This window comes from Enterococcus gilvus ATCC BAA-350 (genome assembly GCF_000407545.1).
In the GTDB taxonomy this organism is placed as follows: Bacteria; Bacillota; Bacilli; order Lactobacillales; family Enterococcaceae; genus Enterococcus_A; species Enterococcus_A gilvus.
Window position 1 is genome coordinate 1,803,217 of sequence record NZ_ASWH01000001.1, and the last position, 23,740, is coordinate 1,826,956.

The 23,740-nt window shown below is 40.5% G+C and carries 25 protein-coding genes and 1 tRNA gene; 10 read left to right on the plus strand and 16 right to left on the minus strand.

Features of this window, described 5'->3' with window-relative positions:
- Positions 1–2 precede the first annotated feature (2 nt).
- The 8 genes from I592_RS08845 to I592_RS08875 form a co-directional block, all read right to left on the minus strand.
- Entirely contained in the window at positions 3–218 is a 216-nt protein-coding gene (locus I592_RS08845) for a hypothetical protein (protein WP_010780556.1), read from the minus strand.
- A 2-nt stretch (positions 219–220) separates the two neighbouring features.
- Positions 221–628 (minus strand): DUF3206 domain-containing protein, encoded by a 408-nt coding sequence (locus tag I592_RS08850; protein WP_010780555.1) that lies wholly within the window; start codon positions 626–628, stop codon positions 221–223.
- A 262-nt stretch (positions 629–890) separates the two neighbouring features.
- Positions 891–3,389: a phage/plasmid primase, P4 family gene (locus I592_RS08855; protein WP_010780554.1), complete on the minus strand. Its 2,499-nt coding sequence runs from the start codon at positions 3,387–3,389 to the stop codon at positions 891–893.
- Positions 3,390–3,403: 14 nt separating this feature from the next.
- A complete protein-coding gene (locus I592_RS08860) occupies positions 3,404–3,700 on the minus strand; it encodes a hypothetical protein (protein WP_010780553.1) in 297 nt (98 codons plus the stop codon).
- A gap of 49 nt (positions 3,701–3,749) precedes the next feature.
- A complete protein-coding gene (locus I592_RS08865) occupies positions 3,750–3,959 on the minus strand; it encodes a hypothetical protein (RefSeq protein WP_010780552.1) in 210 nt (69 codons plus the stop codon).
- Positions 3,956–4,120 (minus strand): hypothetical protein, encoded by a 165-nt coding sequence (locus I592_RS21620; RefSeq protein WP_010780551.1) that lies wholly within the window; start codon positions 4,118–4,120, stop codon positions 3,956–3,958. The genes I592_RS08865 and I592_RS21620 overlap by 4 nt, the downstream gene beginning before the upstream one ends.
- Before the next feature lie 139 nt (positions 4,121–4,259).
- Positions 4,260–4,550, minus strand: a complete 291-nt coding sequence (locus I592_RS08870; RefSeq protein WP_010780549.1) for a hypothetical protein — start codon at positions 4,548–4,550, stop codon at positions 4,260–4,262.
- A 42-nt stretch (positions 4,551–4,592) separates the two neighbouring features.
- Positions 4,593–4,856 (minus strand): hypothetical protein, encoded by a 264-nt coding sequence (locus I592_RS08875; protein ID WP_010780548.1) that lies wholly within the window; start codon positions 4,854–4,856, stop codon positions 4,593–4,595.
- A 150-nt stretch (positions 4,857–5,006) separates the two neighbouring features.
- Between I592_RS08875 and I592_RS20715 the strand changes: the two genes are divergently transcribed.
- Positions 5,007–5,570 (plus strand): helix-turn-helix domain-containing protein, encoded by a 564-nt coding sequence (locus I592_RS20715; protein WP_010780547.1) that lies wholly within the window; start codon positions 5,007–5,009, stop codon positions 5,568–5,570.
- A gap of 53 nt (positions 5,571–5,623) precedes the next feature.
- A complete protein-coding gene (locus I592_RS08885) occupies positions 5,624–6,787 on the plus strand; it encodes a site-specific integrase (protein ID WP_010780546.1) in 1,164 nt (387 codons plus the stop codon).
- Between the two features lie 47 nt (positions 6,788–6,834).
- Here I592_RS08885 and I592_RS08890 read toward each other — a convergent pair.
- Both I592_RS08890 and I592_RS08895 read right to left on the minus strand, forming a co-directional pair.
- A tRNA-Ser gene (locus tag I592_RS08890) sits at positions 6,835–6,922 on the minus strand.
- A 41-nt stretch (positions 6,923–6,963) separates the two neighbouring features.
- Positions 6,964–7,536 (minus strand): TetR/AcrR family transcriptional regulator, encoded by a 573-nt coding sequence (locus tag I592_RS08895; protein WP_010780545.1) that lies wholly within the window; start codon positions 7,534–7,536, stop codon positions 6,964–6,966.
- A 392-nt stretch (positions 7,537–7,928) separates the two neighbouring features.
- On the opposite strand from I592_RS08895, the gene I592_RS08900 reads away from it, so the two are divergent.
- The 4 genes from I592_RS08900 (at position 7,929) to I592_RS08915 (ending at position 11,735) form a co-directional block, all read left to right on the plus strand.
- Entirely contained in the window at positions 7,929–8,681 is a 753-nt protein-coding gene (locus I592_RS08900) for a threonine/serine exporter family protein (RefSeq protein WP_010780544.1), read from the plus strand.
- Between the two features lie 28 nt (positions 8,682–8,709).
- The gene (locus I592_RS08905) at positions 8,710–9,159 is read left to right on the plus strand and encodes a threonine/serine exporter family protein (RefSeq protein ID WP_010780543.1); all 450 of its coding nucleotides are present in this window, start codon (positions 8,710–8,712) and stop codon (positions 9,157–9,159) included.
- Positions 9,160–9,339: 180 nt separating this feature from the next.
- On the plus strand, positions 9,340–9,936 hold the full coding sequence (locus I592_RS08910; protein ID WP_010780542.1) for a TVP38/TMEM64 family protein: 597 nt from the start codon (positions 9,340–9,342) through the stop codon (positions 9,934–9,936).
- Between the two features lie 230 nt (positions 9,937–10,166).
- Positions 10,167–11,735: a glycerophosphodiester phosphodiesterase family protein gene (locus tag I592_RS08915; protein WP_010780541.1), complete on the plus strand. Its 1,569-nt coding sequence runs from the start codon at positions 10,167–10,169 to the stop codon at positions 11,733–11,735.
- Between the two features lie 129 nt (positions 11,736–11,864).
- On the opposite strand, the gene I592_RS08920 is transcribed toward I592_RS08915, so the two are convergent.
- The 3 genes from I592_RS08920 to gdhA all read right to left on the minus strand — a co-directional run bounded on the left by I592_RS08920 (position 11,865) and on the right by gdhA (position 15,351).
- Positions 11,865–12,083 carry a hypothetical protein gene (locus I592_RS08920; RefSeq protein ID WP_010780540.1) on the minus strand — a complete coding sequence of 73 codons (219 nt, stop codon included), beginning with the start codon at positions 12,081–12,083 and terminating at the stop codon, positions 11,865–11,867.
- 493 nt (positions 12,084–12,576) lie between these two features.
- On the minus strand, positions 12,577–13,923 hold the full coding sequence (locus I592_RS08925; protein ID WP_010780539.1) for a glucose-6-phosphate isomerase: 1,347 nt from the start codon (positions 13,921–13,923) through the stop codon (positions 12,577–12,579).
- A gap of 84 nt (positions 13,924–14,007) precedes the next feature.
- On the minus strand, positions 14,008–15,351 hold the full coding sequence (gdhA, locus tag I592_RS08930) for an NADP-specific glutamate dehydrogenase (RefSeq protein ID WP_010780538.1): 1,344 nt from the start codon (positions 15,349–15,351) through the stop codon (positions 14,008–14,010).
- Between the two features lie 151 nt (positions 15,352–15,502).
- Between gdhA and I592_RS08935 the strand changes: the two genes are divergently transcribed.
- On the plus strand, positions 15,503–16,759 hold the full coding sequence (locus I592_RS08935) for a BaiN/RdsA family NAD(P)/FAD-dependent oxidoreductase (RefSeq protein WP_010780537.1): 1,257 nt from the start codon (positions 15,503–15,505) through the stop codon (positions 16,757–16,759).
- Here I592_RS08935 and ybaK read toward each other — a convergent pair.
- Entirely contained in the window at positions 16,756–17,241 is a 486-nt protein-coding gene (ybaK, locus tag I592_RS08940; protein ID WP_010780536.1) for a Cys-tRNA(Pro) deacylase, read from the minus strand. The genes I592_RS08935 and ybaK overlap by 4 nt on opposite strands.
- A 130-nt stretch (positions 17,242–17,371) precedes the next feature.
- Between ybaK and I592_RS08945 the strand changes: the two genes are divergently transcribed.
- Positions 17,372–18,409: a tagatose 1,6-diphosphate aldolase gene (locus I592_RS08945; RefSeq protein ID WP_010780535.1), complete on the plus strand. Its 1,038-nt coding sequence runs from the start codon at positions 17,372–17,374 to the stop codon at positions 18,407–18,409.
- A gap of 131 nt (positions 18,410–18,540) precedes the next feature.
- On the opposite strand, the gene aroD is transcribed toward I592_RS08945, so the two are convergent.
- Positions 18,541–19,287, minus strand: coding sequence for a type I 3-dehydroquinate dehydratase (gene aroD, locus I592_RS08950; protein WP_244265164.1), 747 nt, complete (start codon positions 19,285–19,287; stop codon positions 18,541–18,543).
- Positions 19,288–19,403: 116 nt separating this feature from the next.
- Complete coding sequence (locus tag I592_RS08955) at positions 19,404–20,576, minus strand: class I SAM-dependent rRNA methyltransferase (RefSeq protein ID WP_010780533.1); 1,173 nt, start codon at positions 20,574–20,576, stop codon at positions 19,404–19,406.
- Between the two features lie 175 nt (positions 20,577–20,751).
- Between I592_RS08955 and I592_RS08960 the strand changes: the two genes are divergently transcribed.
- On the plus strand, positions 20,752–22,866 hold the full coding sequence (locus I592_RS08960) for an LTA synthase family protein (RefSeq protein WP_044926186.1): 2,115 nt from the start codon (positions 20,752–20,754) through the stop codon (positions 22,864–22,866).
- A 125-nt stretch (positions 22,867–22,991) separates the two neighbouring features.
- Entirely contained in the window at positions 22,992–23,648 is a 657-nt protein-coding gene (locus tag I592_RS08965; protein ID WP_010780531.1) for a hypothetical protein, read from the plus strand.
- Positions 23,649–23,740 lie beyond the last annotated feature (92 nt).

The window sequence follows — 23,740 nt, forward strand, 5'->3', positions numbered from 1 at the left end:
GATTACCAACCAAAGCGATCTCGTTCGTCAGAACCATCTTGTTCCCATTTTGATTTGTATTCAATATAAGGCGAAACTATCTTTAAGTATGTTCCATCTTTAAAATTAACTTTAGCGATTTTATCTTCTTCAAAATTAATAAAGTCTACATCTTCTTGAGTGTTTGAATACTCAATGTGTTTCTCACCATTGAAGTATTTAATACTTTCCATATACATAATTATCCTACCTCCAATAAATAAGTTATTAATTCTTCATCAGTCAGTAACAACGCCAAGAACTTATCGTGAATGTTTAAAAATAAATGATTCTCACTTGGTGTAAATTCGCGTTGTCTTGCCACATCATAAAGGCTTAATAAACAATTAAACTCTCTCACGATCTCATCTATGCTATCGTAGTTATCACTCTGCAATAAAGAATTAACGATTGTCACTTGCAGCCAATTAGTAATATCATACAACCATTCAGGTTCTCTCTCCATTTGCTCCAACACTTCGGGGGAAAAGGTAGAATAATCTTTCGTTTGCAATGCCACACTGAACGATAAGGTGTTCATTAATACTTGACCGATTTCTTTTGTATATTGAAAGTTCGGTGCTTTGTTAGTAGATATGAAATTTAGCATTTGTTTCCTCCTGTTTAGCTTGTCTGTCTTTTTTCCCTTCATTGTCCGTAGTTCAACTTTTTTAAAGCTTGGTATATCAACGATTGTCCCTATTGTCCGACTTTTTACGCTACTTCTTTATATAAAATATTACTGATACTTTTTTGCTTTTTTATTTTTTTAAAAGAATTAGCACAAAATAGGGACAATAGGGACAACCCTTTGATACATAAGGTTTTCTGTCAGACAAAATAGAGAAAAAAATCGGACAGAATAGGGACAATTATTCATTAGTTATGTGGTATGTGGAAATTAATTTCAATCCTGTATACCGTTCTTTATGACTGCCACCATCGTTAAAACCTCTAGTATGCTTTTTTCTAGGTACATCGAACTTTTTATTTAGGTACTTAGTCAACTCAATCTTACTTTGCGGCTTAAATCCATTCTGCATACAAAACGCTTTGTATTCTAAGTAAACAGTAGTCGCAATTTCCCCTCTATTTTCGGCATTATCAATCTTGCAGCATTCAAAAACAAATTGCCCTATTCGGTCATTATCAAACAACCATTCGGCTTTAGTTTGTCGCATACCCTCGGACCGTGAGAAAGTAGCTTTCTTGCCATCGAATATTTTTCTAAATTCTTTAATACATTCATAGACAAATGCAGGCGCTTCTTTCTCAATCTGTTCCAAGTCTTGATTCTTCCAAAAAGTTGCACCTTCTTTTCGTTGATTACCAATAGTAATTGGTACAACTGTAAGACGATCAGCAAACCCTGGGCTTATATCTTTAAAATGAAAGAAGGCATTCATACTAAAAATGTGCTTAGCGTGGCTTATAAAAGTAAACCCTTGAATCCCTTTAAATTCACCCTTGACAGCGTCTGATCCTGTTAAACGTTTCAAAATCCCTGTCTGACTAATGTAGTCATCATCAATATCTCCACTAATATTGAAGGCTTTACCCAATAATTCTACTATCGAAAATTTTTCTTCGGTTAGTTCTTGCGGTGTTAGCGCTGTACGGTTTTCTTTTGTAACATAATATTCAGCCACCATATTCAGAAAACTTGATTTTCCTTCCCCACCTTCACCGTATAAAAACACTAAATCTTGGGCTGGTGCATGACTTCGATAGAATGTATAACCAATGAACTGTTTCATGAATAATGCTGCCTCACCAAAGAAATCATTAAAAAATCTATCAGTTGCTTTTGTTGCTTTATCCGACATATCCAAGTTGTAATCATAAGAGATAAGGATATAATTCAATGGATTATGGGAACTTATTTCATCGGTCAAAATGTTATACGTTCCATTTTTGAATGGTACTAACGCTGGGTTACTATCTTCAAAAGGTGATCTATTTGAATAACTAGGATCGTACGTTTTTTGTTTTACATATGTTTTAACTGGTGATATATATTTTTGATTGTAAAAACCCCAAATTTGTAACTCCTCAAGACAAATTTTCTCAGCAAACATTACCAGCTCGTTCTTACCAAAATACCGCCATGCACCTTTTTCTGATTCATAAACAGCACCTTCTAACAACTTAGGAAATCGTAGTAAATGGTGCCTTTGGATAATTAGATTTCCCATTACCTCATGATTAAATCCATATTTAAAAGTTGCGCTACTTGCATGACCATCTTTATCTTTTTTAATATTTGGGGAAATCCAAAACCATTTAGGTGTGTCATTATTCAATCGATTTGTGGCACCTTCTACAAAAGCAGATCTTTCTTCCAGATCAATAATTTTTTCAGATTGTTTAGTAATCTCGCTTAATTCGTTATTAATATGAATAGATTCATGAGTTTCTGCTGTCAGCCCTGGCAATGATATGGAATAGCTATCTTTCTTTTTAGGATCATAAACGTTTGTAGTATCTGCAATCGCTTTTTCTAATGTAATTTGTCCATAGGTAGCGCCGTCGCCTCGGTGTTTCTTATCCCATTTTTCACGATATAGCCCCGACTGTCTAAAAATGGTGTCCATCATTCCATAATCTTTCTTAGAGAAAAAGGCTAAATAATTTGCTAATGCTTGATCTGCTGATGACCGGTCATCGTTATAGTCACTAATATCTCCACGCATTAGAGAAGAAATTTTGCTACCTGCTTTTGATTGGTTCATTACTCGAATAATTTCAGCTTCACTTAAATTATTAGGTTCATAATTTACAATCATCGGTTGCGGTTTTGGCTTCTCTTTTTTAAAACCATATTCTTTAATTATAAAATCAATCATTTTTTGGCTTTTCTGTGGTTCTAAATCGTTGTAGCGATCTCCGGAGACTGTCACCCATCCAGTATTAGTAAAAAATTCTATTTCTTCACCGTTCGCTGTTTTGCGTTTACGTCCAATATCACTAGGAACGTTTCCAATTACCCAAACGTGTAATCCACGTCCAGACGGACTTTTTTCAGCATAGCTAGAGTTGGCGATTGCTTGAAGTTCTCCACTGATGAATTCAATGCCTTTATCATTGTCTAAATCCACACATTGAAAAGGTGTATTCATTGGAGAAAAACCGATACCATCAGCATAATCAGCTTTGGCAGCTCGCTTCACTTCTGAAAATTCAAAAAGCTTCCTTTCTTGCCACCCATATAAAAATTGCCCGTTTAAATCGACAGGGACTTTATTCATTTTTTCTGGTTCTTTTTTATCAGGAACAGCCTTCCAACAAAGCCAGTGATTGTATTTTTTCATTTCATCCGGAATGTTTTCCCAAACTGGTTCACGTATTTTATCGGTTGCTAATAATGCCAATAAACTTCCCTCCCCTAACTAGCAAAAATTGCCTTTGGTGTGCCATCTTCATTAAATCGATCGTTAAACACGAGCCACACCTGTTGGGCTTCAAAACTGATCCATCGTGGATTACTATCACCATCCACATCCGTTAAAACAGAAATAGTATTTTCTCTATCTATATCATTTCCAGCTCCAACCGTAGCCCCATGAGATAATATCGGTGTATCGATAGGAATTTCCTTGAAGCCCCAGCGATCCACCATAAGTATTCGTCCAGTTGGCTTGCCTGTCGGATCATATTGTTTTTCCAGTAAAGTTTTACTCATGCACTTTCACCTCGCTCCAAAATTTTAGATGATAATATTCCTATATAAATCATTCGGACACCTCCAAATAATTAATGGAATGTTCTGCATGCTTTTCTGACAAGGCTTTGATAGCAACTACCAATCCGTTTAATCCACTAAGATCATCTGCTGTAACTGAACTACTCATTGAACATCTATCGGAGACGTATTCCTCCAGCCCAATTAAGGAATTTTCCAAATGATTGGCTTCTCTAATTAATTCATCCTTACTCATCATTCAGCACCTCCGACCTTGTGCTCATAGTTGTAAGACCATTCGTCATACTTGAAGAATAGATACACCGCTAGACCTGTAAAGATGGCTATTTTAATGATTTCTGGTAATAAGCCGAAAATTCCGCCGATTAATATACTTGCGATAATTAAGTTTCGTTTCATAATGATTCCCTCCGATTTTTTATTATGGTATAATCGGATCAAAGAATATCGGGTTTTATCCCAATTAAGTTGCCTTTATCCAGTCCGCCAAGACTGTTATGGATAAGGCTTTTTCTTTGTTCTCGATCATAGTTTTTGCTCATAGTTTGATTCCTAACATTTCACTAAGTAACCATACATCTCGATTTATTAAGTCTTGCAAATCGTCAATGTTAAGGTCCGATTCGACTAAACTTATATTTGATAATTCAAAAATACTTCGGACAAGCTCAGTGATCGTTGGTTGTTTAACATTGTATTTTTGTTCCAAATAATCATCTAAGCGACTGGATGCTTCACAAGTTAAAAGTTTAGCCGTTTTTTCGTCTGCCTCGTCGTGCGCTTTATCTAATAAATTAATGACTTGTTTATAATTTGATGATTCTTTCATTTCAGTTCCTCCTATTAATTCCTTTGCCCCCACGGCATGTGATTACTTTTGTTTTGATAATAACCATTCTGTAATTGCTTTTTTCGAATAGAGCGGCATTCCAGAATCTAACCGAATTTCTGGTGCACCTTGCAGCACCCAATCTTTCAATGTATTTACTGAAACGTTAAAATACTTTGCTGCTTCGCCTTGCTTGACAATATCTCGTTCGTCAGATAGAACCTCAATTGCGCGTTTCATCATTCCTAACGCTTGGCTAAATTCTTCTTTGCGCCAAGTCGCTAATGTTTCTTCCATTGATTGCATTTTTATATCCTCCTTCCTTTTACGTCCCTTTGCGTAACCTATATTTATTTTTTTAGACGTTACTTTGCGTAACATCTTGATTATACTTTAAAACTGATTTAAACTAATGTCAAGTAACATCACGAAACTTTTTTCAAAAGGAGGGTTATCTTGGACGAAAATCAAAAAAAAGAAATTGGCAAACGGATAAGAGCCATACGTACTAAAAATGGTCTAACTATGCAAAAATTTGGAGAATTATTTAATCCACCCGCAAGCAAAAGTATAGTGTCAAGATGGGAAAAAGGTATCAGTATTCCTAGCAATGAAAGAATCAAGACACTTTCTGATAAATTTCATGTTTCTACTCTGTATTTATTAGAAGGAGAAAAAACGATTAAAGACCTTTTTCCGAACAAAGAACTTGATGACTATATAAAAGGACGAGGGAATAGTCCTTCACCAGTTAATCTTGATTCGGTTTTTCAAAACACCTTTAAAGATGAAGTGATTTCTTTTTTTAGTTCTTTAGATGTTTCTCAGCTATCAGTTATACAATTAATTTATCTTTCTTCTGCAATTGAACCTCTGAAAGCAAATTATAATGATGATTATCTTTACATGTATAACAGTATTTTTGACACTCTAGATAAATTACCAAGTAATTTGAAAAGAGAAGAATTAAATACATTAATTCAAAATATTCAAAACGATGTAAGAAACTTTTTAAGTTAACTTTCGCCTCCTCCTACCGCCCCCACGGTTTGTTACACTATGGAGGAAAGATTATGATTAAACAGTACGAAAAGAAAAATGGATCAAAAGCATGGATGTTCAAAGCCTATTTAGGTATTGATTCAGAAGGAAAGCAGCGTTTTACTACAAGACGTGGTTTTAAGACAAAAAAAGAAGCCCAACTAGAGTTGAGCCGTCTAAAAGTTGACATTAGCAAAAATGGATTCAAAAAAACTGACAAACTTACCTTCCAACAAGTCTATGATTTGTGGGTTGGTAATTATGAGCTTACGGTTAAGGAATCTACCTTTGTGAAACAAACAGAGCAATACAAAGTTCACATTTTACCATTTTTCGGGGATACATTGATTTCAAAAATTACTCCAGCAATGGTACAACAATTCGCAAATGAAAAAGTAAATAAGTTTGCTCGCTATCGTGAATTTGTTAGTAACACTTCACGAATTTTTGACTATGCCATCAAACTTAGATTAATTCATAATAACCCTTGTAAATCTATCACGATTCCAAAAGCAAAAAAAGATATTGGCAGCAAAAAGAGAGAAAACTATTTTTCAAGGAATGAAATGCTAACTTTCTTGAATGCTTTAGAGAAGCACGAAAATATGAAGATAGCAACATTCTTTAGATTGCTCTCAATGTCTTCTGCTCGTATGGGCGAAATTTTAGGGCTTGAATGGCGATATGTAAATTTTGAGGATAATTATATATCTATCACTCAAACGCTTGCTAGAGGAAAAAATAGACGGCTTTACTTGGAAGAACCTAAAACGAATAGCTCAGCTAGAGATATTCCACTGGATCAGATTACAATGGATTGGTTGAAAAAATGGCGCAAGAAACAAAGAAAAGAACTCTTGATTACTGGTCACAATTCATTGAAACCAGATCAGCTTGTTTTTTCGTCAGCGCTGGATAACTCATTTATTCAATTGTCCAAACCTAGAAAATGGCTTCTCACGATTTTAAAACAAGAAAACCTAAAAACGATAACTATTCATGGTTTGCGCCATAGCGGAGCTGTAATGATGCTAGAGTCTGGTTCTACCTTAAAAGATATTCAAGATAGATTGGGTCATTCTGATATATCTGTTACTAGCGCTCACTATCTGCATATCACAGAAAAAAGGAAACGTGAAACAGTCGACCAAATGACTGACTACATCAATTCTGGGTCAATGTCTGGGTCAAAATAAAAAAAGCCCCCAGAAACGTTAATTTCTAAGGGCTTAGGTAAGATAAAAGGAAGGTACGGGATTTGAACCCGTGCACCACATTACTGCGGCTCGCCGGATTTCGAGTCCGGTGCATTACCACTCTGCCAACCTTCCGCATCATTTATCTTACCTTTTTTCGTTTAAATGTCAAGATTTTATAATGAATCTAATACAGAAGTGTCTTCTTCTTCTAAGATATTGTTAATCGTACGATTGATCAAATGAACGATTTCATCTTGCGTCGGTTCAATGATACCAGAAGACATCAGTGTCGCGATCCCCGTCACACAAATCCACGTTCCTACATGCAATGCGTTGATGCGTTTTTCAGATAATTGGCTGTATTTAGGATGCTCAAGCATCAATTGGTGGAAGTAGTTGTAAGAAAAGTCGTGCATTTTCTTCCCGCCGCCGTATTCTTGAACGTACAGCGCATTGTACAAATTGCCTTGCTCTTTTGCAAAATAAACATAATTCAAGCCTAAGTCGATGATGGTATCACCTGTACGAACTTCTGGGAAAATATCATAATATAGGTGATTGCAGATCTCATCTAACAATGTGTTCTTAAGATCACTCATATTTTTAAATTCTAAATAGATCGGTTGCGTACTGATTCCCATTTTTTTGGCGATGTTACGTGCAGTAAATCCAGAAAAACCTTCATTTTCGACAACTTCATAGGCAGCCTTTAGAATCTGGTCTTTTGTGTAAACTTTTCTTCTCATTTTGATTCCTCCCAGAATGTTATTATTTTTATCGTCATTTTATTTTAATCAAAAACTGATTAGTTTTGCAACCCTTATGCAAGATGTTATCTAAATTTAGTGGATATTTCTTCAAATATGAAGTGTTATCCTTCGTTTTTATCTTACAAAGAGAGTGGAACCGTTTTATAATTTCTGTAAATTTTAACTTATTTCACTAAAAAACGAAAGTATCGTTATACATTTGAAGACATTTTTGTTTCTTTAAACTAAAATGAGTCTCTTCATTAAAAAATTTTGGTGTTACTTTATTATACTTTCTTGAGCCTTCAGTGACAATCATTATTCTTTTTCTTGTCTAATTTATTTATTTTATCTACTATAGTATAGAAATAGTAAAGGGGAGGAACTGAATGGAACAGCAAAACTACGCACAACTTGTTTTAAATACTTGCTTGAAAGCTGGGAAGATCATGATGGAATCCGGCTCAGAAGTTTATCGAGTGGAAGACACGATGAAACGAATCGCTCTCAATGCAGGCCTTGATGATATACAAACCTATGTGACCGCCACAGGCTTGATCGTCGGATTCCCTTCGGAGCAGAACAGCCAAGTGGTTCAAATCACACCGCAATCCATCAATCTAGAAAAAGTGACCGCGGTCAACCAGGGCTCGCGCCAATTCGCTGATGGGGAGCTTTCTTTGCCAGACTTCTATCTTTATTTAGAGGAAGTCGATTCAGTTACACCGGATTTTCCGTACCTGTGGAAAATCATTGCGGCTGGTGTCGTCAGCAGCACACTTATGATCATTTTGAATGGGACTTGGTTTGATTTTCTCCCAACCTTTGTCATCGGAATGATTGGTTTTGCCGTCCATACGTTTTTCGGCAACCAGCTCCATATGAAATTTTTAAATGATTTCGTTGCCGCATTGGTCATCGGCAGCTTATCCTTATTGGCGGTCTCTTCTTCTGCTGCACTTGAGGTCAACAGTTTGATCATTGGGTCCATCATGCCCCTCGTGCCCGGACTGGCTATCACAAACGCCTTTCGCGATATCATGGCGGGTCATTTGATCAGCGGCGTTGCCCGTGGCACAGAAGCTTTATTCATTGCTGGTGCGATCGGCGGCGGTATCATCGTCGCGTTTAATTTCTTTTAATAGAACGAACTATACTTGGAGGTCTCTCATGAATTTTCTTATCAATTTTCTTTTTAGCATGTTCAGTACGATCGCCTTCAGCGTCATCACGAATATTCCGCGCCGTGCTTTTTTAGCCTGCGGCCTGACTGGTGCGGCTGGTTGGATGACTTTTTGGATCTTGCAAACGTATTTTCATCAAAATATTGGGATCTCGAATTTTTTAGGCGCCTTGATGATCGGTCTTATTAGTATTTTTTTCTCTCGTATGATGCACATGCCGGTGATCGTTTTTAACGTTCCGAGTTTGGTTCCGTTGGTTCCGGGGGGCCCCGCCTATATGGCCGTTCGTCATATGATGAATCAGGAGTTCACTGAATCCATGGAAAAAGTCGTGACTGTTCTGGTTACTTCGGGAGCGATCGCCATCGGGTTCATGTTCACGAACCTGATCGAGCGGGCGTTAAAACGGACACGCTCGAACTTTAGAACAAAGTAACTCGAAGGAGCAGGAGTCTATTTCCTGCTTTTTATTCATAAAAGAATGCAAGCGTTCCCAGCTAATTTCTAAGTAAATTTTAAGTTTCACAGGAAATTTACAAATTACAACCTCAGACGTATGCATTTTGTGAATTTATCCTTTATACTTCATTTTAGAAAGACAAAGGGGATGAATTAAATGAGTGTCGTTCAATCCAGGAGACTATTAAACCTTATTTCGATAATGGGAATTGCTATAACGATCAGTTTATCTGTCTATTTTTATCGCTTAGGCGTATTCAACGATATGAATTCACTGCGACAACTTGTCGGGCTGTCACCAATTGCCGGACCGCTCATCTTCGTATTGATCCAAATCATCCAAGTGGTGATCCCGATCATTCCGGGGGGCATCAGTCTTGCGGCTGGCGTCTTGATCTTCGGCCCTTATTGGGGATTTGCTTACAACTACATCGGAATCGTGATCGGTTCCTTGATTTTATTCTTAATGGGCAGACATTACGGCAAGCCTCTGATCATGCATCTTGTCAGCGACAAGATCTACCAGAAATACCAGCATTGGCTGGATGATCCGCGCTTCGACAAATGGTTCGCACTCGCGATTTTCTTGCCAGTCGCACCAGACGATGCCCTCTGTTTGATGGCTAGTTTAACGAATATGTCCTTTAAAAAATACAGTGCGATCATCTTTTTAGCAAAACCTGCCTCCATCTTTTTATACAGCTTGGCTTTGCTGCAAGGCGGCACGTTACTCTCTCACCTACTCGTCCACTAATTTTAGTGGGCTTTTTTTTTGCGAAAATTCCTCCTTCTTTAGGCATAGTTGGAAATTCTGACTTTTCCAGCAGAAAAATTCACACATTTTTCATTTGAAAGTTCGATAATAATAAGGGATACTTTCTTTAGCTGTTGGGAAAACCCAACCATAAAAAAATTCGCAAACAATCACTTTTACAGGATTTTATTTTATATCGTATATTTGCTTATCGAACCACAGGAGGAACTATGACTTATTTACGTCGACGGATCACGCATTTTTTTAGTACGTTCTCTATTTATAATTTTTTACTGCTTGCCTTTGGTCTCCCTTTTTTATCGGAGAGTCTCTTTTTATTTTTTAGGCAAAGCCTATTGAATTCGCTTTATCACCCATTTTATTTCGTGCTTTTTTTAGCCTTGGTTTTCCTTTATGGGAACTTTTTTAGTCAACTGCAATCCAATGAAAAACTATTTCAGAATTTTTCTCTAAAGGGGGCATTTGTCAGCTTTCTGTTTTGGCTCGTGCTGTCACCCCTCTTTTTCTTTCGTTTTTATCAGTTGCTGCTAGTGTGGCGCCCGCTTCCAGCAGATGTCCTTTCTTTTCTGTTCCTGTATCGCTGGAAAATTTTACCTGTGCTGCTGCTTTTATACGTGCTGCTGCTCTATGGTCTTTATCGGGTGATCTTGGTGCCACGATATTTGAAACGAGGACTGACGCTCAAGGAAAGTATTCAGCTCAGTCGGGAAAAAACGAAAAAGCGACCAGTCAAACAGTTGCTCATTTTTTTCCTGATCCCGTTCGCATTTTTAGCAACGAGCCTGCTCGTTAAGCTCGGTTTTATTGGTCTGACGCGTCTATTAGTCAGTCAAAGCGGTGCGATGTGCCTGCTGCTGCTTTATCGCGTGGTCCAAAATTCCCTTTGGGCGCTCTTTTTCCTTTATTTAGCGGCCTCCGACAAGAAGGTCGTAGACAAGGAAGCCCCAAATAAGGCCTCCATCGTCTGGTTGAGTTTGACAGTTTTTGCTTGTCTCGGTCTTTATACGCTGCAATACATGCAATCCTTCACGACGCAACGCCCGAATACGCCTATATCGATTTCTCATCGGGGCGTCTCAGGACGAAACGGTGTCCAAAATTCCATCGCCGCGCTGCAAAAGACGAGCAGCCAGTACCATCCTGATCTTGTTGAAATGGACGTACAGGAAACCGCAGATCACCAATTGGTCGTGATGCACGATGAGGACCTGCAAGCACTCGCCCATAAGAAGCTTCGTGTCGACGAGGCGACTTGGGCAGAATTAAAGGAGCTCACTTTAGAAGAGAACGGGTATACGAGCGACATCCCGCTATTTTCCGACTATCTGGCGGCGGCAAACGAGATCAACCAGAAACTACTGATCGAGCTGAAAGTCACCGATAAAACGAAGGCGACGATCCTTCAACAGCTGCTGCCTTTAAAAGAGCAGCTCGCGGATCATCAATTGCAAAGTATGGATCTAGACATTGCCAATCAGCTAAAGGAACGCTTCCCTACTTGGAAGGTCGGCTACATCTTGCCCTTTGATCTCTTAGGCGCACCAAAGAACAACTTGGATTTCGTGAACATCGAAGCGCGGACTGCCAACGGTGAGCTCATTCGGAATTTGCAGCACCAAAAGAAACAAGTATATGTCTGGTCGATCCATTCCAAGCAGCAAGCGTCTATTTACCCATACTTGCACGTCAATGGGCTTCTGACAGATGACCTTCGCCTTTTGTCCCACTACGGAGACGATATAAAAGGAAAAACTGCCAGTATTCTACAATTCAATTAAGCAAATCGACTGTGAAGAGCCTCCCTGAAAGTCTCTTCACAGTTTTTTTGTTTCAAAAAAAGACCCCAATCAAAAAATGATTCGGGTCTCCTTCCTGTCAAAATAATTCTTTCACATGTTTGCAAACGATTATGCTGTACATTCGATTTCGATACAGCTTAAGATATCTTCGTATTTCACTAATAAGCGATTTTGTAGTTCGATGACTGTCGCGCGATCTGCTGCATCACATGTCACGACATTGATCAAAACGGTATTATTGTAGAGTTGTTCGACCGCCCCTACAACTTCTTTCTCTATTCCGATCGCTCGGCATTGATAAGTAAGACCAATTTCAATAGTTTCCATAATAAATCCCCCTTTAATTCTACGTTTTTATAATAACACAATGAGAAAAAATTGAAAACGTTTTTTATTACTTTTTTTGCTTTTGTAGCAAGGGAGATGTCACAATAGTTAGAAAATTCGTAAAACATCAACTTAAACAACTGCGGTTATTTTTAATCTTACGTTCATTTTCTATTTATCTTTATTTGTTTAAAAACGATTTCATTGTGCGATACTTATGCTTTTAATCATTATTTTTGATTAGTCACACATTATTTTTAGTATACCAATCAAAAGCGCCTCTTTTCCCACCCAGATTCCTCCTGATTTGCGACAAATCTAAACCCATTTCTTTTGCTAAAGTTTTAATTTCTGGAAAAAAAGCAGTCCTTTCTTTGTGAGGAACTGTTCTAATTATTATTGAGCTGCGCAAAAACACCGCCGCTGTCCGGACGTATCCCGATAGCGGCGGTGCTTTTTAGTTTCATTTAACGTGCGTCTCTTCCTTAATGGATTACAGACGATCGTTCAATTCTTTTGCTAACTCTTCAAATCCTGGTTTGCCAAGCAAAGCAAACATGTTTTTCTTGTATGCTTCCACGCCTGGTTGGTTGAATGGGTTCACACCTAGCAAGTAGCCAGAGATACCCACTGCGATTTCAAAGAAGTACATTGCGTAGCCTAGAGTGTAAGCATCCATTGTAGGGATGTTCAATACGAAGTTCGGAACACCGCCATCTGTATGTGCTAATAACGTTCCTTGGTACGCTTTAGAGTTTACGAAGTCAACATCTTTGCCTTCTAAGTAGCCTAAGCCATCTAAGTCAGATTCTTGTGAAGGGATCGCCACTGATTTACGAGGGTTTTCCACTTTCACGATCGTTTCAAAGATGTTGCGGCGGCCTTCTTGGATATATTGTCCAAATGAATGCAAGTCTGTTGAGAAGTTGGCACTTGATGGGTAGATCCCCTTCAAGTCTTTTCCTTCTGATTCGCCGTATAATTGTTTCCACCATTCGTTGAAATATTGCATACCTGGTTCGTAGTTGACCAAGATTTCAGTCACTTTCCCTTTACGGTATAGAATATTACGAAGAGCGGCATATTGATACGCTTCGTTTTCGTCTAAGTTTTCGCTTGAGTAAGCTTCGCGAGCATCCGCTGCACCCTTCATCAAGGCGTCGATGTCTGCGCCGCTGGCTGCGATTGGTAATAGACCCACTGCTGTTAATACAGAGAAACGTCCGCCAACATCATCAGGAATGACAAAGCTTTCCCAACCTGCTGCGTCTGCTTCAACTTTAACTGCGCCGCGGGCTTTATCTGTTGTCGCATAAATACGTTTGTTTGCTTCTTCTTCACCGTATTTTTTGATCAATAATTCTTTGAAGACACGGAATGCGATTGCTGGCTCAGTCGTCGTTCCTGATTTAGAAATCACATTAACTGAGAAATCACGGTCGCCGATCACTTCGATCAAGTCAGCGATATATGTTGAGCTGATTGAGTTTCCTGCAAAGAATACTTGCGGTGCTTTGCGATCTTCTTTGTCTAACACGTTGAAGAACGTTTGGTGTAAGAATTCGATTGCTGCACGAGCTCCAAGGTATGAACCACCGATTCCGATTACGACTAATACTTCAGAATCAGATTGAATTTTTTCAGCTGCTTTTTTGATACGAGCAAATTCATCTTTGTCATAGTTTACTGGAAGGTCGATCCAGCCTAGGAAATCATTTCCTGCGCCAGTTCCTTCGCGTAATTCTTTGTGAGCTAGAGCTACTTCAGATTTGATGTAGTCCATTTCATGTTCGCTCACGAATGGTGCTACTTTCGAATAATCGAAATGTATGTGTGCCATTGTTTTTCCTCCTTGAAAGTCAGTTCATAACAATCTATACTTTACGTTTCTTTTGACTATTTTTCAAGCGTAAACCATTAAATATTAGACAGTTCCTTGCGCCAACATCGCAGCAGCGACTTTCTCAAAACCAGCTATATTTGCCCCCGCTGCAAAATTATCTTTATCAGCATATTTTGCTGCGGTATCGCGGCAGGTTTCATAAATATTTTTCATGATGTCGTCTAATTTTCCGTCGACCTCATCTTTGGTCCAAGCCAAACGTTGCGAGTTTTGGCTCATTTCTAGAGCAGATACTGCTACGCCCCCAGCATTCGCTGCTTTTCCTGGTCCGTAAAGCACGCCATTTTCATGATACAATTTCACTGCACCGTTCGTACTAGGCATATTCGCGCCTTCAGCGACCACTTTCACACCATTTTTCACTAAGATCTCCGCTTTTTCATCATCGATCTCATTTTGTGTCGCACATGGCAGCGCGATGTCTGCTTCTGTTTCAAACGCCCAGACAGAACCTTCATGGTATTCCGCATTTGGACGCTCTTTTGCATATTCAGTCAAACGCTCACGACGCACTTCCTTGATGTCTTTCAATAAGGCCACATCAATGCCGTCTTTATCATAGATATAGCCATTCGAGTCTGAACACGTGATCGCTGTTGCACCTAATTCCTGTGCCTTTTCAATCGCATAGATCGCCACGTTCCCGCTTCCTGAAACAAGGACCTTTTTGCCCTCGAAAGAATCGTCGCGGTCTTCCAATAGATGCTTCACAAAGTAAACGGCCCCGTAGCCTGTCGCTTCCGTCCGTCCAAGGCTGCCATTAAAGCCTAAAGGTTTACCAGTCAGCACGCCCATGTCGTATTCACGCAGACGCTTGTATTGACCGAACAAATAACCAATCTCGCGTCCGCCAACACCGATGTCTCCTGCTGGTACGTCCAGATTTGGCCCGATATGCTTCGACAATTCCGTCATGAAGCTTTGACAATAGCGCATCACTTCTGAATCAGATTTTCCTTTTGGATCAAAATCCGATCCGCCTTTACCGCCGCCGATCGGCAAGCCAGTCAAACTATTTTTAAAGATTTGCTCAAAACCTAAGAATTTTAAAATACTTAAGTTTACGCTTGGGTGGAAACGCAGACCACCCTTATATGGGCCGATCGCTGAGTTAAATTGGACACGGTAGCCGCGATTGACTTGCCAATTTCCTTCATCGTCTTGCCAAGGCACACGAAATTGGACCATACGTTCCGGCTCCAGTATCATGCCTAAAATATTTTTCTCTACATATTCTGGATGCTCTTCAAGAAACGGGATCACCGTTGGTAAAAATTCATCCACCGCTTGTAAAAATTCTTCCTGATTCGGATCTTTTGCCTCTAAGTTTTTCTGAACCTGTTCAACATATTCTTTTACTTCCATCAAATTCCTCCTCACAGTTAATACTCATAGTTTACATCATTTTTTAATAAAAGTGGAAAGAAATTCATGATACACTGCAAGTTGAATGTCAATCGTTCGGATTTAAAGTAAGATAGAAACTATAAATTTACAGATAAATGAGGATAACTAAATGAGTAAAAAATTCGATGTCATCGTGATCGGCGGGGGCCCTTCTGGGATGATGGCCGCAATCACTGCCGCAATGAACGGGGCTCAGGTGGCTCTTTTTGAGAAGAATAAACGACTTGGAAAAAAATTATTGATGACGGGCGGCGGCCGCTGCAACGTGACCAATAATCGATCCGTGGATGATTTGATCGTCCATATTCCCGGCAACGGGCGCTTTTTATATAGTACGTTTTCGCAATTCGACAACCAAGATGTCATGCGTTTCTTCAGTGAACGCGGGGTCGCTTTGAAAGAAGAGGATCACGGGCGTATCTTCCCTGTCTCGGACAAATCTGCCACCATCGTCAATACATTAAAAGAAGAGCTGGAAACATTAAACGTCTCCCTGCACTTTAAAGAACCCGTTGAAAAAATCATCAGTGACGGTGCTGCCATTCAGGGTGTCCGTACTTCAGAAGGCGATTACTCCGCTAAAAGCGTGATCATTACGACCGGAGGCATCACATATCCTTCCACCGGCTCACAAGGCGACGGCTATCGCTTTGCTAAGAGTGTCGGACATCATGTCACGCCGTTATACCCGACAGAGTCTCCAATCTTTCTGACGGATGCTTTCGTTGAAGAAAAAACGCTGCAAGGTCTTTCACTGCAAGACGTTCGGCTCTCTGTGCTCGACGCTAAAAACAAGCGTGTGACCAGCCATGAGATGGATCTGCTCTTTACGCATTTCGGTGTCTCAGGACCAGCCGCTCTACGCTGTTCCAGCTTTGTAAACCAATTATTGCGCACACAAGAAACAGCAACCTTAACACTTGATTGTTTCCCTGAAACCTCGGCCTCTGACTTAATGGCGGACATTCGCGAACGCGCCGCATCCTCTACAAAACACTTAAAGAATGCCTTGACCGGCTTTTTACCAGAGCGCTTGCTGCTCTTCTTTTTAGAACAGATCGGGATCAGCGAACAAACGTATGCGCAAACATCAAAAGAGGATATAGAGACCTTTGTTTCCTATTGTAAGAACTGGACGATGACCGCCAACAAGACGTTCGGCTTGGAAAAGTCCTTCGTGACCGGCGGCGGGGTCGAGCTAAAAGAGGTCAATCCAAAGGAATTAGCCAGCAAAAAAATCCCCGGCCTGTATTTTGCCGGGGAAGTGCTAGATGTCAATGGGTATACAGGCGGGTACAACATTACGACGGCTTTTTGTACCGGCTATGTGGCAGGTACAAATGCTGCCTATCACGCATTTGGTTAATGTGTCAGCTCAGTAAATTGTCCTCGCGTCAGCTCTACGATGGCGTCGGGGGCAATTTCTATTTGCAGCCCTCTGCGGCCCGCAGAGATGGCGATCTCCTCAAAATTTTCAGCTGAAGCGTCCACAAAAGTTGGAAACAGCTTCTTCATCCCGATCGGTGAACAGCCGCCGCGAATGTACCCTGTCGTTGCCTCCAGATCCCTCAGATGCAGCATCTCCACCTTTTTGTTGCCGCTGGCCTTCGCAATTTTCTTCAAGTCCAATTCATGATCGCTGGGAATGACCGCTACGACAGGACCTGTTTTGTTTCCAACAGCCACCAGTGTTTTAAAGATGCGCGCAGGAGCGATCGCGACCTGTTCAGAGACATGCCCTGCCCCTAAGTCATCCTCGCTCCATGCGTATTCATGTTCCTTATAAGCAATTTTCTTTTGCTCCACTAAACGAACCGCATTGGTCTTTTGAATTTTCTTCTTAGCCAAATCAATCCCTCACTTCATTTGTTTTCTAAAGTCTAGCAAAAAAGCGAAAGTGAGACAAATCGGTCGTTTTGTTTGGTCTTTTTTCTTAAAAGTTCTACACTGAATTTGTACGAGAAAGGATGCATTCATCATGAAAAGAATTTCAAGAGGAAAGTTTGAGAAGATGCAACAATTGTCAAATGATCAAGGTGTCATTGCGGCCTTAGCGATCGATCAACGAGGCTCTATGAAAAAGATGATGCAAACGGCTGTCGGTGAAGACAAGTTTTCAATGGATCAAGTTTACGAATTCAAAGAGCTCGTCTCACAAGAATTGACAAAACACGTTAGCGCGATCCTGCTAGACGAACAATATGGCTTCAAGGGCATCCAAGCAAAAGACCCAAGCTGCGGATTGATTCTGTCTTATGAAAAAACCGGCTACGATGCCAATACCCCCGGTCGTCTCCCAGAATTGTTGCCAAACGAATCGTTGGATCGCTTATTAGAAAAAGGCGCGGATGCAGCGAAGGTTCTCGTCTATTATGATCCAGATGAACCAAAAGAAATTTTGGACGTCAAGCACGCTTTCTTAGAACGTTTAGGGACAGAAGCCCTTGCGGCGGACATTCCTGTATTCGTTGAACCGATCGTCTACGATACGAAAATCACTGACGATCACTCCCCTGAATTCGCAGAGATCAAACCGCAAAAGGTGATCGACACCATTAAGGAATTCACGAAGGATAAATACCATATCGATGTCTTGAAAGTAGAAGTTCCTGTTCTCTTTAAGTATGTCGAAGGCTTTAACAAAGGCAATGATCCTGTCGTTTACACGCAAGAAGAAGCGGCCGCCTACTTCAAAGAAGCAGGAGAAGCAGCGACACGACCTTTTATCTATTTGAGCGCGGGTGTGCCTGCGGATGTTTTCCGTGAAGAACTGACTTTCGCTGGTGAGCATGGTGCAAATTACTGCGGCATCCTCGGAGGTCGTGCAACTTGGCGCGACGGTGTTCAAGTATATGCTGACGGCGGCAAAGACGCTTTGATCGATTGGCTGGATACGCAAGGCCGTGAAAATATCAATGAATTAAATGACATCTTAGGCAAATATGCTAAGCCTTGGTATGAAATTTACGGTGGCCTAGACAACATTGAGGTTTTTGACATTGATGTCATGAAGTAACCACGAATTAGCAAGTGTAAAGTTTTTTCAGGAAATTCTTTACAAAAAGAAAGCGAATCGCTCGTTGACTATCCAAATCGATAGTTTCGCAGCGATCCGCTTTCTTTTTGATTTTGTTCAATGAGTAAACATTATCTCAGTACGTCGATCATCAAAGCCAATTTCTCTACCTCGATCTGTGCATCAGGAGAAGGATGGTTTTCTAAACAGCCGTAAGTCATGCAAGACCCGTCTAATGATCCGCTGACCTGCGAAAACTTGCCCAATCGTCCCAACGAGACCGATACCACAGGCAGTGAAACGAAGGTCTGGGCCTTCATGACGATCTCCATCTGACGTAGAACATCCGCTTCATTTTGCGGTTGGACCACTACTTTTGCGATATCCGCACCCCAATGCTCCATCAAATTCAAACGGAACAGGATCACTGCGTCTTCTGGCGTTTCTTCAAAATTATAGTAGCTCAAGATGACCCGCACATCCAAGGCCTGCATCCATTTAATGAAGGTCGTGGATAATTGGTCGATGATCGATACTTCTACATCCGCTAAATCGATCGCGCGTGAAGATACCGCGAACTCGTTGACATGGCGATACTGATTGAGAGTAATGTCGATCTCTCCGCCAGATTCTGCCATTCTCAAATTGAAGATCAAGGGAATGTTCCTGATCTCGTCCCGTAAAGCCAACAGCGTAGAGTTCAGCTTGTCGTCGTCCAACACGTCTTCATAATAATCAGCGCGCCATTCGATCACTTCAGCGATCTTCTTCGCTTCATTCGCTTGTTCGATGATTTCCTCGAAAGTCTTTCCAACAATCGGCACGCAGATTTTAGGTTTTCCTGCATCAAAGCGCACCTCTCTTACTTGAATATCCATCATAAGCATCCCATCCCGCTTTCCAATTTTTTTATTCGTAAAGTCCCTTTGTCAGTTTCTTCTTTATGACATTTTTTTCTGATCTCAGCTTCACGAACAACCATAGGGCGCGTTCGCTACGCCTTGCTTATTTGATAAAACAATACTTTTAAATAATCGCTCTCTTCGAAGTTGCCGCTAGGAAAATCAGCCGGCAGCCGGTGCGTTTCTACTAATTGATACGCGACCTTTTTGTTCTTCAGAGCCGTTTCGATCGACTGCTTAAACTTTTTGATCGGTAAATTCGCCGCATTGGTGGAAGCGATGATCATTCCTTCATCTGAGAGAATGTCCACACTGTCTTCGATCAACCGCCCGTAATCCTTCGCAACAGAAAATGTTTTTTTCTTATTCCGAGCAAAGCTTGGCGGATCCAAGATAATCAAATTATAACTTAAGTTGTTTCTTAATGCATAGCGGAAATAATCAAAAGTGTCCATTACTCTAATTTTCTGTTGTTCCAAAGGCAGTCCGTTTACTTCAAATTGTTCCTGCGTTTTTGGCAAACTCCGCTGCGCCAAGTCAACACTGGTCGTTTCAAGCGCGCCACCATACGCTGCCGCTACGGAAAAGGCCCCCGTATAGCTGAACATATTCAAGACCCTTTGTCCTGCTGCTAGACCCTCCGTCAAACGCCCGCGCACGTCTTTTTGATCCAAGAAAATTCCAGTCATATAGCCTTCATCTAAGTATACGGCATATGAAACGCCATTTTCCACTACTAATAACGGTTCCTCCGGTTTTTCTCCCGCCAGCCAGCGACTCTCCTTCAATTCGCTCTTGAAGCGGATTTTTTCAACGACGCCCTTTGCATGAGGATACGCCTCTAGCAAGCTGTCAACGATCAGCTTTTGAAAATGATAGATGGTTTCGTTGTACCAAGAGATCACCAAATAGTCCGCATAGTAATCCACCGTGACACCGCCAAAGCCGTCCCCTTCGCCATTAAATAAACGAAATGCGTTCGTTCCTTCATCTGAAAAAAAAGCTTGCCGCATTTGAATGGCTTGAAGAAAGACTTCCTTTATAAAAGAGCGATCGATGGGCCGTCTCGTTTGGTCAAGGACCCAGCCAATCCCTTTGTTTTGTTTTCCCAAGTATCCGGTAGCAACGTAGGCCTGCTTTTGATCAACAAACTCGACCCACTCTAAAGGAAGCTCCTTTGGTTTCTTTGCTAAATCTTCCTCTTTGATTAGTGGATTTCCTTGTCGAATTCGTTTGATTCCATAGTTTGTTACTTCAATTTTCACTCTCATCCCTGCTTTCTTATCTAGTATAGCAAAAAAAAATTGTATTTTTCGCTTATAAAGTTTTCTTTAAGCATCATTGCTCTCTTTTTAATATGAATTGACTGGGTTGATGGAAGCGAGTAAACTGTTAACAAGTGAACATTCCGCTTTTTTTGCGGCAGAAAGGAAGTTACTATTGAAAAAACTAAAAGCTCCTGCATTTTTGAATAAACGTCTCGGCTTTTATGCGTTACTGACATTCTTATTATGGGCGAAAAGTATTTTTGCATACTTATTTGAATTCAATTTAGGGATCGAAAGTCTGACACAGTATTTCATCCTTTTTATTAATCCGATCGCATCGACAATGTTTCTACTGTCGATCGCTTTATATGTTCGACGTTCGAAAGCATCCTATTTAACGATGATGATCATTTACGCACTGGCAAGTATTTTATTGTTTGCTAACGTCGTATATTATCGTGAATTTACCGACTTCATCACCGTCAACACCTTTTTAGGCGCTGGGAAAGTTGCCAGCGGTCTAGGTGAAAGCGCGGTTCGACTCTTTCGTCCGTTTGATCTTTTATACCTGATCGATATCGTGATTTTACCGATTCTATTGTGGCGTAAAAAAATCAAAGAAGAAGAACGTCCTGTTCGTGCACGAATGGCCTTCGCAATGACGGCTCTTTCGATCATGATCTTCTCAGGAAATCTTTTCTTAGCCGAAGCAGATCGTCCAGAATTACTGACTCGTACCTTCTCTCGCGACTATTTGATCAAATATCTTGGTGTTAATGCCTTCACTGTTTATGACGGTATCCAAACGTATAAGACCAACCAAGTCCGCGCCGAAGCAAGTCCGAATGACTTAAAAGAAGTTGAGAATTATGTAAAAGAACATCATGCGGCACCGAATAGTGAGTATTTTGGACTTGCTAAAGGACGCAACGTGATCACGATCCACTTAGAAAGCCTGCAGCAATTTGTGATCGACTACAAATTGAAGGATGAAAACGGACAAGAACATGAAGTTACACCGTTCTTGAACAGTATTTTCCATAGCAACAGCACGTTTGCCTTTGACAATTTCTTCCACCAAGTAAAAGCCGGAAAAACCTCCGATGCTGAGACCCTGATGGAAAATTCATTGTTTGGGCTGAACCAAGGCTCGCTGTTCTCGCAATTAGGCGGGAAAAACACCTTCCAAGCAGCTCCAGATATCTTGAAGCAGACAGAAAGCTATACGAGTGCGGCATTCCATGGGAACTCAGGAAGCTTCTGGAACCGTTCAGAAACGTATAAAAATCTCGGCTACGACTATTTCTTTGATTCTTCTTACTATGATGTAAATGACGAAAATTCATTCCAATATGGCTTGCATGACAAACCCTTCTTCCAACAATCTGTGAAGTACTTGGAACGTCTGCAACAGCCATTTTACTCAAAATTTATCGCCGTATCGAACCACTATCCATACAGTGAATTCAAGAATGACGAAGCTGGATTCCCTATGGCAAACACGAGCGATGAAACAATCAACGGCTACTTTGCCACAGCGAACTATTTAGATAAAGCTGTCGAAGAATTCTTCAATTATCTAAAAGCTTCTGGTTTGTATGATAATTCGATCATTGTTATGTACGGCGACCACTACGGGATCTCGAATTCAAGAAATCCTGATTTGGCACCATTACTAGGCAAGTCTAAAGAAACGTGGTCAAACTTTGACAACGCACAAATGCAGCGTGTGCCTTATATGGTTCACATTCCTGGTCAAGAAAAAGGCGGCATCAACCATACCTATGGTGGTGAAGTCGATGCCTTGCCAACGTTGCTTCATCTGTTAGGAACAGACACGAGCAAGTACATCCAGCTAGGACAAGATTTGTTGTCTAAAGACAATAGCCAAATCGTTGCCTTCCGTGATGGGGATTATGTGACACCGAACTACACGTATTACAGCGGAAACTTGTATGACAATAAAAACGGCATGCCGATCTCTGAACCTAGCGAGATCCTTCAAAGACAAGCTGACGGTTGGAAAGAAGCTGTCTCCAAGCAATTGCATACGTCAGACAATATCAACAATGGCGACCTGCTCCGCTTCTATTCAGCTAGTGGTTTGAAACCAATCGATGCCTCTCAATTTGATTACAAAGACGGATTGAATAAGATGGAAAAAATCGAAAACAAACTAGGTGACAAATCAACCAGCATCTTTGATCAGCACGGAAAGAAATCCACACAGGATCTTTACAAAACCGAGACATACAAGCAATACCAAGAACAAACTCCACAACAATAAGTTGAATTCGAACCCCCTTCACCTAGATGTGAAGGGGGTTCTTTTATCTGCACGTATTTCTTCCGATAGAATTCATACTTCTTTCAAATTAGGATTTTATACTTATTCTTAAGAGGTGGCATTCTATGGAACTTATTTCAACGACACTTTCAACAATTAAACGGCATCGTCTGCAATTTTCACTATCTTGGGTGATCTGTCTGGTCGCTCTCTTTGTGCTGACGAGCTTCAGTATGTTGAAATTGGTCTTGTATCAATTAGATTCCTCCAATCAAATTCAATTATTTACAGCAAAAGAAATTGATCAATTGCAGCGGTATTTTTCTGACCGCCTGCTGATCAGTGGGCTTATTCTTTTTGTACTCTTGCTGGCCTTCTTTGGCTACAGAGTACACCAACAAAAAAAGGAGCCCCTTCCGAAAAAGAAAATATTCTATGCGATTGGCTTGGAATTCTTCATCGGTCTGATGATCGCTACGATTTGTCTCGTTTTGCTGTTTACTCTTTTTGAACCACTTTACCAAACGATTCTGCAATCGTTCTACCATCAGGCGTTAAACCAGATGAAAGAATTGCCCAACTTTGTGTTAAGCAATGGGACGAGCGGCATTGCCTATTCGATCCGTTCCTCTCTTTCGTTTGAATTATCTTCTACGACATTGCTGGATTTATTCTTCGTCTCGCTTTTCAAAGCTGTTTCTTATATCTTTCTCTCTCTTTGCGTATTGATCCTCTCCTTCTATCTGATAAATACTTCCTTCAAAAAGGCGAATGTCCGTTAAACACGAACATTCGCCTTTAAATTTGTTCTTTACTAAAAGTTATGATTGAAAGTCGATCGTTCCTTCATTATACTAAAAAAGTATTCGGTTTT

Coding starts and splice junctions, on each gene's coding strand:
- I592_RS08845 (WP_010780556.1), bottom strand. CDS start 218: ATGTATATGGAAAGTATTAAATACTTCAATGGTGAGAAACACATTGAG.
- I592_RS08850 (WP_010780555.1), bottom strand. CDS start 628: ATGCTAAATTTCATATCTACTAACAAAGCACCGAACTTTCAATATACA.
- I592_RS08860 (WP_010780553.1), bottom strand. CDS start 3,700: ATGAGTAAAACTTTACTGGAAAAACAATATGATCCGACAGGCAAGCCA.
- I592_RS08865 (WP_010780552.1), bottom strand. CDS start 3,959: ATGATGAGTAAGGATGAATTAATTAGAGAAGCCAATCATTTGGAAAAT.
- I592_RS21620 (WP_010780551.1), bottom strand. CDS start 4,120: ATGAAACGAAACTTAATTATCGCAAGTATATTAATCGGCGGAATTTTC.
- I592_RS08870 (WP_010780549.1), bottom strand. CDS start 4,550: ATGAAAGAATCATCAAATTATAAACAAGTCATTAATTTATTAGATAAA.
- I592_RS08875 (WP_010780548.1), bottom strand. CDS start 4,856: ATGCAATCAATGGAAGAAACATTAGCGACTTGGCGCAAAGAAGAATTT.
- I592_RS08885 (WP_010780546.1), top strand. CDS start 5,624: ATGATTAAACAGTACGAAAAGAAAAATGGATCAAAAGCATGGATGTTC.
- I592_RS08895 (WP_010780545.1), bottom strand. CDS start 7,536: ATGAGAAGAAAAGTTTACACAAAAGACCAGATTCTAAAGGCTGCCTAT.
- I592_RS08900 (WP_010780544.1), top strand. CDS start 7,929: ATGGAACAGCAAAACTACGCACAACTTGTTTTAAATACTTGCTTGAAA.
- I592_RS08905 (WP_010780543.1), top strand. CDS start 8,710: ATGAATTTTCTTATCAATTTTCTTTTTAGCATGTTCAGTACGATCGCC.
- I592_RS08910 (WP_010780542.1), top strand. CDS start 9,340: ATGAGTGTCGTTCAATCCAGGAGACTATTAAACCTTATTTCGATAATG.
- I592_RS08915 (WP_010780541.1), top strand. CDS start 10,167: ATGACTTATTTACGTCGACGGATCACGCATTTTTTTAGTACGTTCTCT.
- I592_RS08920 (WP_010780540.1), bottom strand. CDS start 12,083: ATGGAAACTATTGAAATTGGTCTTACTTATCAATGCCGAGCGATCGGA.
- I592_RS08925 (WP_010780539.1), bottom strand. CDS start 13,923: ATGGCACACATACATTTCGATTATTCGAAAGTAGCACCATTCGTGAGC.
- gdhA (WP_010780538.1), bottom strand. CDS start 15,351: ATGGAAGTAAAAGAATATGTTGAACAGGTTCAGAAAAACTTAGAGGCA.
- I592_RS08935 (WP_010780537.1), top strand. CDS start 15,503: ATGAGTAAAAAATTCGATGTCATCGTGATCGGCGGGGGCCCTTCTGGG.
- I592_RS08945 (WP_010780535.1), top strand. CDS start 17,372: ATGAAAAGAATTTCAAGAGGAAAGTTTGAGAAGATGCAACAATTGTCA.
- aroD (WP_244265164.1), bottom strand. CDS start 19,287: ATGGATATTCAAGTAAGAGAGGTGCGCTTTGATGCAGGAAAACCTAAA.
- I592_RS08965 (WP_010780531.1), top strand. CDS start 22,992: ATGGAACTTATTTCAACGACACTTTCAACAATTAAACGGCATCGTCTG.